Source organism: Paraglaciecola marina, from assembly GCF_004360155.1.
In the GTDB taxonomy this organism is placed as follows: Bacteria; Pseudomonadota; Gammaproteobacteria; order Enterobacterales; family Alteromonadaceae; genus Paraglaciecola; species Paraglaciecola marina.
Genome location: NZ_SAIS01000012.1, coordinates 60,005 through 73,362, shown reverse-complemented (window position 1 = coordinate 73,362; position 13,358 = coordinate 60,005). Strand labels below are relative to the sequence as shown.

Here is a 13,358-nt window from a genome sequence, read left to right as displayed (position 1 = left end):
CTCGCTTAAAGTGATGCTAAAAAGGCTAACAACTGTGCACGCTCCGTGCTATCAAGTTGCATATAGTTATCTTTGCTGGTTTGTGCTTCACCACCATGCCATAAAATTGCTTCTTCTATGGTGCGAGCTCGGCCGTCATGTAAGAAGGTTGAATCTGCATTGACTGTTTGCACTAGGCCAATTCCCCATAGTGCAGGTGTTTTCCATTCCGTTCCTGTGGCCAAACCTTGAATTAAGCCATCAGCCAACCCTTCGCAGCGTTGCACATACATGCATTCTTCACCTTCTGAACAACTCAGGCCTTCATCGGTTTCGCGAGTCACTTCACAACTGCCACCCATATCGTGCAGCAATAAGTCGGTGTATGGGTAAATAGTTTGATTCGACAATGCCTCAATAGGTTCAGCGGCTTCATCAGGGTCGCCAATTAGTGGAATTTCGCCCAATAAGCTACCTGCTGCCTCTCCAGTTACATGGCGAGGTGTGTGACAACCTATGCAGTTGGCTTCAAAAAAGAGTGCACGGCCTTGGCTTATCTCTGTGTCCCATGTTTGTGTTGTTGTGTTGTATCCGCGGCGAGCTGGAACGCCTAATACCCGGGTGTAGAATTCGACTAGTGCCAATTCACGGATTGATACATCATATTCTTCGCCCATTTGGCCTTCTTGTTCTGCCACAGTTTGACAAGCAATTTGTGCATCTGTACAAGATTCTTCAACAAACAAACTATTGGTTAAACCTATATCCCCGCGGTAGGCTCCGGCCGACTGTTGCAAAACACTAGGTGTTTGGGCTTTATAGGCGAAGCGGCCTAATATGGTTTCGCCGGTTATGGCATGGGTAACCATAGAAGCTTTACCTGATATACCGTCGCTATCTGCATCGTGCTCATCTACAAGGGCTAAGATATTGTCTTCTGGTATGGCGTTTAATAAGCCAGTGCCAAATACGCTGGGTGCCATGCGTACTGAAAACTGAACACCATCAACAAAGTCACCGAAACTCATATCTTTTGTTTTATATACAGGTTTACGTAAACTGTAGGTTGTAGAATCTGGGTAGCTTCCGCTCACTTCTTCGTATTCGACATAGGTGTAGGCTTCACCAAAAAGCTCATCACCATTTATTGAGCCTCCGAATACAGGTAAGTTGGCGTTTCGAAATGAAGTGTCTGTGGTTTGCTTACCAAACGTTTGAATTTGGTCACCGTATATTGGGTCTTCATTACCTAAAGAATCAGCAATTTTTACTAAGGTGCTTTCGAAGGCTTCAGTTATATCTGTAGGAATTTCACCACGGCCGTCGTTAATGTGGCAGCTTTGACAGGTACTGCTGTTCATGAGTGGACCTGAATCATCATGAGCGGTTCTAAATAAGTGGTCACCTTGGACAAATAAACTAGCGTCGGTGAAGTCATCATCTATTATACTGGGTGTTGTTTCAAATGCACCGTCATCGGTTTTAAATGTAGTGACGTCTCCACCTGCTAAATATTCTGAACTTTCAATTACATCAGTTTCAATGGGCGTCAAACCACTATGGTCTAGCTCAGGCTGTGGATCGGGATCTGTAATAACAACAGGAGTATTACTGCCACTACCACCACCGCAACCAGAAATGAATAAACACAAAAATGTAAAACCTGTTAAAACTAATGCTGTAGGCGAGGTGAGGTTAACGCTTTTATTCATACTTTGAAAAACACTGTCGTAAATGAGAATGGTGATTATACACATTTAACAAAAAAAGGGGCTTATTAAGCCCCTTGATATTTATAACGAATCTGAATTACTTGAAGTGGTCTAAACTTTCTTAGAACTCTTCTTCAGTATCTTGGTATAAATCATTGGTTGTTATTCCCAATGCGTCGATTGAATCTTCAATATAACCAGTTTGTGTATCTAAGGCTTGGATTACAGCAACCACATTCTCTTGAGCAATACCTTCTTGGATAAGGTTATCAAAGGGAGTGCCAGTCTCTGCTTTAGTATCTATTACTGTCGCGGCAGCCATTGTCGCTTCTAGCGCTGCTCGTAAGTTGTTAGCCAACTCTGGTTCACCTTCAACTACAAGTAAATCATAAGGTGATGCACCTTCAACTACTTCGCCATCAATACGGGTGTAACTAGCGTTGAATGAGTTTTGAACACCTTTAGCATTTAAAAATATGTCTCTGTGTGTGTTATCACTAAAACATGAATGCTCGTCTTCTTGAGAGTCTGTAGTTAACGCTATATTGATACGTTCGCCTGCTAACTCACCGTAGCTTAAACGGCCCATACCTTCAAAAATAAGCGCTAAAGATGTGTCTCCCCCAGCTACGAAGTTTGCATAATGAAATCCTGTCACTGGCTCCCAAGCTTCAACAACAGTGGTTAAGTCGTCTATCAACACATCAGCGGCTGCTAACAAGTAGTCACCACGACGGGTACAAATTTCATCTGCTACTATGTCAGAGCCTGAAGTGCATTCACCTGATACATTTGTAAAATCAGACACTGTACGTTGACCTGCAGTTGCATCACGAGTGCCTGTGCCAGTTAAATCAGCATTTAGATCTTGGCCCCAGAGTAAAAATTCAATGGCGTGATAACCAGTGGTTACGTTTGCTTCTTCGCCTTCATATTCAAACAGGTCGCTAATAGTAGCTGCATCAATAATTGGATAAGTTGTAGTGTCAGCAATAATGTTACTACCGCTTAGGCCGTCACCTTCATCACCATCTACAGTGTCGGCTACGTAATCGATAAGTGCTTCACCTAAAGGCCAAGCGTTTATTCGGCCTTCTGGACCGTCGCCTTCTTCACCTAATACATATTCACCAGCTTCATCTGTGGTTAATGCGTCGATAGGACCTACACGGAAACGATACACTTCAGTTTGGCCATAGGGTTCGCGAGAGTCTAACCATGCTTGTTTAGCTGCTGTGAAGTTTGACTCAGTAGGTTCGGCTACAAATGTTGCCAAGACATCACGCATTGATTGAGCCGAAATTAATGAATCTGCATAAGCTGCATAAGCTATATTTGCATTTGACGTTACTACGTCATCTCGTGTTACATAAACACTAACACCATCTGTACCGTCAGCCCCTGCAGCACCATCAGCTCCTTGTTGACCATCTTCGCCGTCGTCAATACAGGCAGTTAAAGATAATGCCAGCACTAACGCTATCGATATTGAAGTTTTATTCATTAATTTTTCCATTGACTTAAAATGAGAATTGTTCTCATTATCTGTCGTGTTAAGTAAAAGTCAAGGAATTAAGAAACTTTTTTAAAAAAAATTGCTCTAAGCTCTTCGGCTATTTTGGGGCATGTTATTTTTATATTAAGGCAAACTTTGACAGTGCTTGATTTGTGATTTGGCCGTGCTGGCGATTACTTAATGGGACTACTTGATATCTTGAGACTGAAAACTCAGATCGCTGCGGGCCTCAGTAATTGCCTGTATACAATGTTCGAAATACACTACCTTGGTTGAATATCCTACCGTGCATTTGATTTCTCTTTGTATTTTTTGACGTAAACGCTGCAATATAGCAGTGGCAATATCTACTTTACTGATCTTGGCATAAGCATGAGCTAACATGATTGCTAATCCTGTTAATGTGATGGTTAACTGCGTTGACTCTATGCGATTATCAAAAATCATTTCTGCTGTTTCAAATGCCCGTCCTAAAAATGCTATAGCTTGTTTGTGGTGTTGCTTTTTAAGTAGCTGTTCTGCATGTTTTTTATTTTCCAAAATTCGACTAAATGCTTCTTTGGGATGACTATCTACCCAAAGCTTATTTATAGGACACAAATAGTGGTATTCAGACATTAAAACCTCTCATTCATTAGTAATGAGACCCAGTTTAAATATTTATTTTTTTGTTAAAAATGAGTGATTCCTTTTATGTGAATTAGCTAGTGGTTTGTTTTCATTTTGGCAAATAAAGTACGAGTATAAGGTTTCAATTTCTTCAATTTTTTTCTCGTAATCAGTTTGGTCGAGAATTTCAAATAATAGTGGCATGAGTTTTTTAAGGTAGCGGTGACACTGAATACGCCAGTTTTTGTTATGACAGCTGTCGCACATAGTTTCTACTAAAGTATCTACTATGCGTAGATGTGCGTTTTTTACAGCTTTAATGCTATTAAGTTTCTTGGCCCTTTCTAACGCTAGGTGAACATAGCAACTAATATCATCATAACTTTCTTTACTATTGTTACCATAACGTACTGCCAATTCTAAGGAGTAAAAAACAAAAGAATAGTGAGTGGACATAAGTGAATATAACCTTAATGATAATTGTTATCATTAAGGTTAGGTCTGATTGGAAATCATGTCAAGGCTAATTCAAGACGTAAAATAATCATGGGCATGATTGCTGGCGTTAACAGTAAATAGAAGTGCCTTTGGAGAAAGGGCTGTTTAGGTTCGTGGCAAACTGTACTTTAGTGAAAACTATTAAGTTCCCACTTAGCATTTATTACACACTAGGTGGAACCTAATTAATGAGCTATAAAGGGCGCTTAGAGGAAAAGCTACTCAGGTGTTTAATGCCTTGGCTAAGTAAGCCTGTATCAACGGGGCTGAATACTTCTTCATTGCTCTGTAAGTTGAAAATACGCACATTACCATTGTTCATTATTTCTATTCTTTCTGTGCCAGTAAGTAGCAGCACTTTACTGCCTTGAGTGCTAACGATATAGCGTCGTTTATTAGTATTAGTTAAATCGCTGCCTGTACTATATGTATTAGCGTTTGCTGTGCAACCTAACAAATTTAAAACAGTTGGCGCTAAATCTTCATGGCTAGACATCTGTTTATTGATATTTATATTACTAAACAATTGGCTGGGTAAAGCCTTTGAATGACTTAAATCAGTAATTAAAATTTGATATTGACTTTGGACTTCTGGTGTCAATAACTGCGACAAATTATCACTATTGATAAATCCTATCGCTAGATTACTTTCAATATGTTGAACACTGCTTTTAAACTCGTCCCAACTATGAATGTATTGATTAAGCTTAGAGGGAAGCTTCTGTTCTGAAAACACATTGATATCTAAACCCATAGAAGCCGGTAAACTCAGTAGTATTGGGTCATATTCGCTTAGTGCATTGTGGTATAGCTCAGGCAATCCGTATAAAACAGTATTGATGCTGCTCTCTAGATTAGATTGCAAACCATAATGTTTGCCCAGAGATGAAATACCCGAGATAGTACCGGATATTTTGCCATCAACTAAACCTAATAGGAGTACTTTTTGATTGTTTTGAACAGCGCAATAAACGGGCGCTGTAGGGTAATTGATACCATTTATGGTTTGATCGAATTGTAAGGCTTTGCGCTGTTGATAGTCTTCAATATCTAGCAGGCTATAGCGAGACATTAATGTTTTTGCTGTGGCTGGGTAAGAAAGCGGGAACATATTATCTTGCTTAACAATAGGTTGATACAGTTTGGCGTCGGCCCAAACATGTAAACCATGGCTGATAACAAAACAGGCCACAAAAAAACTGCTAATAGGTAAGCCCAGTTTTCTTTTTTGAAGGCGTTTAACACGCTGCCATAGTGCATTGGCAACCACTAATTGAAAAGAAAACCACACAATAAATAGCAAAGTTAGAAAGCCCCATTGTTGCCATCCAAAATCTGACATTACGGTTTGTGCTTCGTCACGTATTAAATCAGCAGAGTTTATGCTTAAGTGCACCCCAAACTTATTATACAATAAAGCATCAAAAGCAAGCAGAGCAAGGCCTGAGGCTGCAACAATCGAACTAATTATTTTAACGGCTTTAGCGTTAGATAATAAATAACACAATGGTAAAATTAAGATTACGAAACCAAAAAAGGTTAAAAAACCAATATGGCTAACCCAATTAGTAAATAGGTACAGATTACCTAATGCAGTTACGGGAGCAGGAGAGTTTAAAATATAGATAGCCGCAATAATTATGGCGACTACTATATTTTGCAGCGTAAACCAATGACCCCAAGTGACTAATTGGGTAATTAATTTACGACGGGGTGTTTCAGCTAAAATCATAGGCTTGGTTTACCTTTAACTTTTTTATTTTCCATTGATACTTTTAAGCAGCACTTGTGTAAACTGTTCGGCCATTTGTTCGCGCTGATTATCGCCTACTTGTTGCTGAAATATATTGGTGATTAGGTTGCCTAATACCATAAGAGATAAATCTCTGTTGGCTTGGTGTTTTTCTAACGCAATAATAATGTCATGCATGATGCCTTCAAATTGGCTGTCAGAATATTTGGATTGTTGTGGCATACGGATAGGCTCAGATATTTTACTTGTATATTTAAGGCGATAGTAACAATGGTCCATTAAAATTGCTATCAACCAACTGTAACTGAACGAATTTAATTACTTTGAGGAAAAAATGTGAGTGCTTTAATTCATCATTTTGTTGTACATCAATTAGCTGTTAATCAACAGCAAGAGCTAACCCTTGTTCCCAGAACTAGCTGCTTTGATGTGAACCCAGAAATTGAAAACTTGGCGCAGCAAATTAACCATGCTTTTAATACTAAACCCGGAAAAGGGGTGGGTGGTTTTGTTACAGAAAACGCAGAAATCGTCAGTGTAAGTAAAGAATCTGATGACGAAGAAGAGAAAACCCTTACGCCTCACTCGGTTCCGTTCAAAAATATGTTGCAAGATATGCAGGATGAAACCACTGATTTTGTTGAGTTTAGTATTCAAGCAAGTGAGCTATTAAAAAAATCTTTGATAGATACAGGGACCCTTGAAACGGGCTTTGTAGTATTTAGTCATTATCAGTTTTTAGCGACTGATTACTTGATGATTGCGATAATCAATACCAAGCACCATGTTGAAATAAACCGTGAACTGGAATTAACCAGCAGTGATCACTTAGATCTTAGTAAAATGCAGCTGGCGGTAAGAATAGATTTGACACAACTTGCGGTATCGGCAGAACAGCAAAGGTATATCAGTTTTATTAAAGGCCGCATGGGTCGTAAAGTGTCTGACTTTTTTATGCATTTTGTTGGTTGTGAAGAGTTAGTTGACGTTAAGCAACAAAATAAACAGCTACTGACTACCGTTGATGCTTTTTTAGCAGCCGAGCAACTTGACCCTGAGGAGAAACATCAGGCTCGAGATACGGTTTCTGAATATTACAAACAGAAACTCGAACAAGGCGAAGATATCCAAATTCAAGAATTAGCGGCTAAACTGCCAAGCGACCATGTCAGTTTTGAGGCATTTAATCAACAAGCTGAAGTACCTGTTGAAGAGCAGTTTCAGGCTGACCGAAGTGCCCTTAAAACCTTGGCAAAATTCAGTGGCCAAGGTGGAGGGGTTTCCTTAAGTTTTGAGCGTAAATTATTAGGTGATCGAGTCAGTTATGATGCGGGCTCTGACACTTTGATGATCCGCGGCATTCCACCTAACCTAAAAGACCAACTCTTAAAGTCACAAAGTTGATTCTAGGGTAATGGGTAGATAGTTAAATCTAAATGTTAGATTTGCTAGATTATTTTTTCAGTATGTAAGTGAACAAGGTAACGATACTTTTTTATGCAATTATTTGTGAATGATTTAACCGTGATGGATTTTTCTTATCTGTGCCCAAAGCGGGGAATGGTAGGAGAAAGCTGGATCGTTGACGTGATCCTCAACGGTGATTTAAATGAAGAAAGCATGGTGTTAGATTTTGGTAAGGTCAAAAAACAACTTAAATATTTGATTGATGAATACATAGACCACAAGTTGCTAGTGCCAGTAGAGCATGAGTTTAGTGTAGTTAAGCAGAATGAAAAGACGGATAGAGTGAAGGTTGATTTTATGCGAGCGGACAATAAGTCTATTCACCTTAATTGCCCTGCTGAAGCCTATGCATTTGTTTATTCAGACGAAGTGACTATGCCTTCAGTTAGTGACTACCTTAAAGATGTTATTGCTACTCATTTACCTGAAAATGTAGCAGGTATAGAGCTTAACTTGCGGGCTGAGGTGATTAATACTCCCTATTATCATTATACCCACGGTTTAAAGAAGCATGATGGTAATTGTCAACGTATTGCCCATGGCCACCGTTCAAAAGTAGTAGTGTTTGAAGATCACAAAGAAAGCATAAAGTGGCAGGAGTATTGGGCAAAGCGTTGGTGCGATATTTATATTGGTTCTTCAGAAGATATAGTAAAGCCTGAGCAAACCTCTTTTGAGATAGAAAAAGGTGATTTTGAACAACATCATGTTTTTGCTTATGAAGCATCACAGGGTAGGTTTGAATTAGCCATCCCGAAAGCTGAATCTGAAATGCTTGAAACTGATACTACTGTTGAGTGTTTGGCACAATATATGGCAGATGAACATAAGCGACTAACACCTGAATGTGACTTTAAAGTATTGGCTTATGAAGGGGTAGGTAAAGGAGCTATTGCTTTTGCTTAGGTTAGGTTTGTGTGTCGCCTTTTTATTGATTAGTTTTAATGTAACAGCAAGTGATGTTGTGCTTAAAGGTGTTTTAACACAAGGCAGTCTTATTCGTGGTCAGTTACCTGCTGGTAGCCAAGTTTGGTTAGATGATAAGGCTATTAAAATATCAGATGGGGGGCAATTTGCATTTGGTTTTGGTCGTGATGCAGCACTTGAACACCAACTTAAATGGCAAGATAAAAACGGCCTTCAACACAGCAAAATTATTACATTGTACAAGCGTACTTACCAAGAACAAAAAATTGAGGGAGTGGCGAGCAAATACGTTAGCCCCTCAAAAGATGTTTTTGCTCGCATCAGAAAAGATAATCAACAAATTGGCAATGCTCGTACAAATAATGATGATAGGTTGGATTTTACCCAAGACTTTATTTGGCCAGCTGAAGGTCCAATTAGCGGAGTGTATGGTAGCCGCCGAGTGTTTAATGGCACACCCAAACGACCTCATTTTGGATTAGATGTTGCTGGGCCAACTGGTACGCCTGTTTATGCTCCTGCTGATGGCATAGTGACCTTGTTTGAGCCAGATATGTATTACTCTGGTGGTACTATGATTATTGACCACGGGTTTGGTGTGACCTCGACTTTTTTACATTTAAGTAAAGGCCTTGTTACTGCCGGTACTAAAGTAAAACAGGGTGATTTAGTGGCAGAAATTGGTGCTACAGGAAGAGTAACGGGTGCGCATTTAGATTGGCGTATTAATTGGTTTAAAGAAAGGCTAGATCCAGCCTTATTGGTGCCGAAACGTTAGGCATAAGTTTACCTCCCAAAGGGCTTTGAGAGGTATTTTGCATGCTGTTAGCTTATTGTTTGTTTTCTAATCCTAGCAATTTATCCAACGACAACCTTCCAGGCCCCATGCTGAGTAATGTTAATAGTGTTACAAACCACCAAACAGCGGGGTTCCACCAATGATCCCAAGTTGGGAATACTGCAAGTTGGATAAATAAGGTCATTCCAATTAAACCTGCCGCACCTAAGCGGGTGAATATACCTAGCGCTAGCATAATAGGGAACACTATCTCTGCTACTCCCGCGCCAACCGCTAAGGATTCGATAAAGGTGATGATAGAAGACCCTTCAACATAATCTAGAGTTTCTGCGTCACACAATAATAGAGCCCCTTCACGGATTGGATCTGGGCAGAAAAACTCATATAGAAACAGATCGTATTTTTCAGGGTTAAAGCTCAGAAAGCCGTTCCACTTGGTCATTCCCGATGAAAAAAAAACATTAGCTGCTAATAGTCTAGCTGTAAGAAGGGTAATGTCTGTTAAGTACAAGTTGAGCTTTGCGGTTAAGCTCTTGTATAAACTAATCATGTGCGTGCCTTTTAAGTTATTAAGTTATTAAGTTATTAAGTTATTAAGTTATTAAGTAGAAGTTGGCTAAAGGTATTACTGATATCTAAGTCGTCACTTTGCATGGCTATTTCGGCTGACTCTCCCAAGGTTCTACCTTCATAAATGCTACTGATAAATAACGCTTCCGATGCTAGTAAAGTTCTGTGTAAAATAGTCTCAGAATCGCGCCACACCATAATGGTTTTGGGGTTGACTTCGATTGATATTTCTTCACTTAGGTCACTATCTCTAAGTTGTGACCATAAGCTTGTTACTGCCCACTCAAGTTTTACTAATTGTACACTTGGATGCAGCGACAAAGATTTATTTTCTATATCAACTACGAGTGCTTCGATTGCTGCTTCATCGAGGGGCGTTTTTTCGGCAGCAAAATAAGCACGATGCCAAGCTCTGTCTAATTGGCATACATCCCAGACATAGCTCAAATCCGGGTGCGTTTGGTGAAGTGCATCTCGAATATATTCTGGAAAGATCTCTCCAAATTCATTGAGTACAGGGTTAGAAGGCGGATTAGTAATAGAAAATTCACGGGCAAGTGTTTTAAAAAAGTTTACACCTAATAGCTTCTCACAACTAGGGTATTTTCTAGTGAGTCCATCAATGCAGCCGCTTATGAAGGTATTGCGATAAACGGCTAAGCGACGTTTGCTTTCAAGGTCAGATATATGTGGCATTATATCTTCTAAGCTTCCAGTTTTTACATATTCTATAAGTGCGGTATGAAACTCACTCATGTAAGGTTACTTCTTTGTGGGCGTTAATTCGATTTTGTGCCATGTTTCTTTCTTTTAGCAGCACATCGAAGGTTGGCAAATTAGCGTCTCTTTCTATAAGTACAGGACAGGGACCTATATGTGACAGAGCCTTGTCTAATAAGTCCCATACTCCTTTGGATATGTCATTGTCATGGGAGTCAATTAATAAGTCTTTTTCAATGGGATCCGTGGAATGGCCTGCAATGTGTATTTCACCTAATGATGCTGGGTCTAAGTTTTCAATATAACTTTGAGGGTCAATACCTGTGTTATTAGCGCTGATGAAAAGGTTATTAACATCGAGTAAAATTCCACAGCCAGTTTTTCGGACTAGAGACATCATGAATTCAGGCTCAGACATGTCGCCTTTGAAGTTTAGGTAGTTGGCTGGGTTTTCTATTAATATTGGTCTTTGAAGTGCTTCTTGCAACTGCTGAATGTTATGTGCGGTATTATTTAAGGATTCTGTTGTCACTGGGGTCGGCATGAGATTAGCCAAATAATTGCCTTCTGTTCCAGACCAAGCAATATGTTCAGAGAATGCTGCAGTAGGCACCAAGTTAAGTAAGTTAGTGAGCCGTTTTATATGTGCTGTATTAATCGGTTCTGGCCCTCCTAAGGAGGCTCCTACTCCATGAATACTTAATGGGAAATCCCGTGCAATATCCTGAAGCCTTTCTAACCTTGGACCGCCTTGAATAAGGTAGTTTTCGGCATGTACCTCAAACCACATATTTTTTTCTAAGCAATGGTTAATAGAGTCGAAATATTCTGGCTTTAAAGAAATGCCCGCAGTAGCGGGCAATTTAGTTAGTTCTTGCATTGGAAATCAGTATAAATTTAAGCGATGGGCTTTTTAGAGGCGGCACCGTGTGGTGTAACGATAAATTCACAAGAACCTTTAGGTGAGTAGGTCCAAGCATTTTTTTGAAAATCTACGGTAGAGGTACCTTCACAACTTGTGCCTGCTCCTGCTTTACAGTCGTTTTCACCCGCTAATGCAATGCCATAACACTTATCTTTACGGCCACGTAATCTGTTACCTTCTTTCCATTCTTGTACGGCTACTTTTATTTTTTCAGGTGTAGCTTCAGCTAGGGTTAACTGATCATTTGGTTTTGCTGTGGCTATTTGTGAAGCGGCAATAGTACAACCTAATAATAACGCTGACTTAATGGTATTGGTGTTTTTCATAAATGTAATCCTAAGTAAATATAGTTAAAAGAAATGGGCTAATATTTAGTTAATGTAGTCCATTATGTAACTTAGAGACCATTATACTTTCGGTTAAATTTCAAAAAATCTCAGTGGCGTTGCAAAATATCTCTAATGTGACTTAGAGATAAAGGTTGTATATGAGTTTAGGGCATAGGAATTAAAAAGGGTGACTATCACAAAGTATAGAGAAGCACTTGTAGGTTCAAGTTGGCGTATTAGTTAAAAACTAAGAGTGTAAATGGCTTTATTCAAGTGAAAAGTAGCTTTTTACATGGAGCAAAGGTTAGAAATAAAAAAGCAAAATAACTAATTTAGTAAAAAGCTTAAATTTTATACTCGCGTTTTAAGGTAACTTCTGTATAATTCGCGCCCTGCCCAGTTGCCCCCGCTTTGGGAAAGCGGATAAATCATACGACTCGAAGGGGTCAAAGTATTGATTTTTAGCGGTTTTGTGTAGCAGTCGGTAGTAAAATATCGAGCATGAAGCCAAGTAACGATTATTTATATATTTCGGGTAATTTTAAAATGAAAACTTTTGTTGCAAAGCCAGAAACGGTAAAACGTGAATGGTATGTGGTTGACGCCGCAGACAAAACTCTTGGTCGTATAGCGACTGAGATTGCTAGCCGTTTACGCGGAAAGCATAAGCCAGAGTACACTCCACATGTGGATACTGGTGACTACATAGTTGTGATCAACGCTGAGAAAGTAACTGTTACTGGTAATAAAGCCAAAGGCAAAATTTACTATTCTCATACTGGATATCCAGGTGGCCTTAAAGATACTACTTTCGAGAAGTTGCAAGCCCACAAACCAGAGATGATCATTGAAAAAGCGGTTAAAGGTATGTTGCCTAAAGGTCCACTTGGACGCGATATGTTCCGCAAAATGAAAGTCTACGCTGGTCCTGAGCATAAGCATGCTGCTCAACAGCCTCAAGTCTTAGACCTTTAAGGAGCATTACAGATGGCAGATAATCAATATTACGGCACAGGCCGACGCAAAAGTTCTACCGCTCGTGTTTTTCTTCGTGCAGGTAGTGGCAACATTGTTGTAAATAAACGTCCTCTTGACGAGTTCTTTGGTCGTGAGACTGCGCGTATGATCGTGCGTCAACCGCTAGAATTAGTTGAAATGACTGAAAAATTTGACCTATACGTTACCGTTGCCGGTGGTGGTATTAGTGGTCAAGCTGGTGCAATTCGTCACGGCATTACACGTGCTTTGATGGAATTTGACGAAACTCTTCGTCCAGCGTTACGTAAAGCGGGCTTTGTTACTCGTGATGCACGTAAAGTTGAACGTAAGAAAGTTGGTCTACATAAAGCACGTAAGCGTCCACAATTCTCAAAACGTTAATTGTCAGACGAATTTCTTTTCAAAAGAAATACCAAAAACCCGGCTTTTGTCGGGTTTTTTATTGCCTGCTTTTTACCCAAAGGTATTAAGTGTCAGTATTTCTTCATTTTATTGACGATTTCCTTGTCTTTTATGTGGTTTTTCTTTTATCATTTTCTGTTAATAACGAAACCT

General features: G+C 39.6%; 15 protein-coding genes. 5 read left to right on the top strand and 10 right to left on the bottom strand.

Features of this window, described 5'->3' with window-relative positions; genetic code table 11:
• Positions 1–5: 5 nt before the first annotated feature.
• The 6 genes from EOK74_RS16370 to EOK74_RS16345 form a co-directional block, all read right to left on the bottom strand.
• A complete protein-coding gene (locus EOK74_RS16370) occupies positions 6–1,691 on the bottom strand; it encodes a di-heme oxidoreductase family protein (protein ID WP_133471152.1) in 1,686 nt (561 codons plus the stop codon).
• 121 nt (positions 1,692–1,812) lie between these two features.
• Positions 1,813–3,195: an imelysin family protein gene (locus EOK74_RS16365; RefSeq protein ID WP_133471150.1), complete on the bottom strand. Its 1,383-nt coding sequence runs from the start codon at positions 3,193–3,195 to the stop codon at positions 1,813–1,815.
• A gap of 198 nt (positions 3,196–3,393) precedes the next feature.
• A complete protein-coding gene (locus EOK74_RS16360) occupies positions 3,394–3,825 on the bottom strand; it encodes a hypothetical protein (protein ID WP_133471148.1) in 432 nt (143 codons plus the stop codon).
• 42 nt (positions 3,826–3,867) lie between these two features.
• A complete protein-coding gene (locus tag EOK74_RS16355; protein ID WP_205964677.1) occupies positions 3,868–4,272 on the bottom strand; it encodes a hypothetical protein in 405 nt (134 codons plus the stop codon).
• A 235-nt stretch (positions 4,273–4,507) separates the two neighbouring features.
• The gene (locus tag EOK74_RS16350; protein ID WP_133471146.1) at positions 4,508–6,046 is read right to left on the bottom strand and encodes a DUF3413 domain-containing protein; all 1,539 of its coding nucleotides are present in this window, start codon (positions 6,044–6,046) and stop codon (positions 4,508–4,510) included.
• Between the two features lie 24 nt (positions 6,047–6,070).
• On the bottom strand, positions 6,071–6,289 hold the full coding sequence (locus EOK74_RS16345) for a YejL family protein (RefSeq protein ID WP_133471276.1): 219 nt from the start codon (positions 6,287–6,289) through the stop codon (positions 6,071–6,073).
• A 114-nt stretch (positions 6,290–6,403) separates the two neighbouring features.
• Between EOK74_RS16345 and yejK the strand changes: the two genes are divergently transcribed.
• The 3 genes from yejK to EOK74_RS16330 all read left to right on the top strand — a co-directional run bounded on the left by yejK (position 6,404) and on the right by EOK74_RS16330 (position 9,239).
• Positions 6,404–7,471, top strand: coding sequence for a nucleoid-associated protein YejK (yejK, locus tag EOK74_RS16340; RefSeq protein WP_133471144.1), 1,068 nt, complete (start codon positions 6,404–6,406; stop codon positions 7,469–7,471).
• 93 nt (positions 7,472–7,564) lie between these two features.
• Positions 7,565–8,440, top strand: coding sequence for a 6-carboxytetrahydropterin synthase (locus EOK74_RS16335; RefSeq protein ID WP_133471142.1), 876 nt, complete (start codon positions 7,565–7,567; stop codon positions 8,438–8,440).
• Entirely contained in the window at positions 8,433–9,239 is an 807-nt protein-coding gene (locus EOK74_RS16330; protein ID WP_133471140.1) for a M23 family metallopeptidase, read from the top strand. The genes EOK74_RS16335 and EOK74_RS16330 overlap by 8 nt, the downstream gene beginning before the upstream one ends.
• Positions 9,240–9,291: 52 nt before the next feature.
• Here EOK74_RS16330 and EOK74_RS16325 read toward each other — a convergent pair whose 3' ends face one another.
• The 4 genes from EOK74_RS16325 to EOK74_RS16310 are packed head-to-tail and all read right to left on the bottom strand — an operon-like array spanning position 9,292 to position 11,801.
• The gene (locus tag EOK74_RS16325; protein ID WP_133471138.1) at positions 9,292–9,810 is read right to left on the bottom strand and encodes a DoxX family protein; all 519 of its coding nucleotides are present in this window, start codon (positions 9,808–9,810) and stop codon (positions 9,292–9,294) included.
• A 35-nt stretch (positions 9,811–9,845) separates the two neighbouring features.
• The gene (locus EOK74_RS16320; protein ID WP_133471136.1) at positions 9,846–10,586 is read right to left on the bottom strand and encodes an HvfC/BufC N-terminal domain-containing protein; all 741 of its coding nucleotides are present in this window, start codon (positions 10,584–10,586) and stop codon (positions 9,846–9,848) included.
• A complete protein-coding gene (gene bufB, locus EOK74_RS16315) occupies positions 10,579–11,430 on the bottom strand; it encodes an MNIO family bufferin maturase (RefSeq protein WP_133471134.1) in 852 nt (283 codons plus the stop codon). Before bufB ends, EOK74_RS16320 begins: the two co-directional genes overlap by 8 nt.
• A gap of 17 nt (positions 11,431–11,447) precedes the next feature.
• Positions 11,448–11,801 carry a BufA1 family periplasmic bufferin-type metallophore gene (locus EOK74_RS16310; protein ID WP_133471132.1) on the bottom strand — a complete coding sequence of 118 codons (354 nt, stop codon included), beginning with the start codon at positions 11,799–11,801 and terminating at the stop codon, positions 11,448–11,450.
• A 549-nt stretch (positions 11,802–12,350) separates the two neighbouring features.
• Here EOK74_RS16310 and rplM point away from each other — a divergent pair.
• A complete protein-coding gene (rplM, locus tag EOK74_RS16305; protein WP_133471130.1) occupies positions 12,351–12,779 on the top strand; it encodes a 50S ribosomal protein L13 in 429 nt (142 codons plus the stop codon).
• 12 nt (positions 12,780–12,791) lie between these two features.
• Positions 12,792–13,184: a 30S ribosomal protein S9 gene (gene rpsI, locus EOK74_RS16300; protein ID WP_133471128.1), complete on the top strand. Its 393-nt coding sequence runs from the start codon at positions 12,792–12,794 to the stop codon at positions 13,182–13,184.
• Positions 13,185–13,358 lie beyond the last annotated feature (174 nt).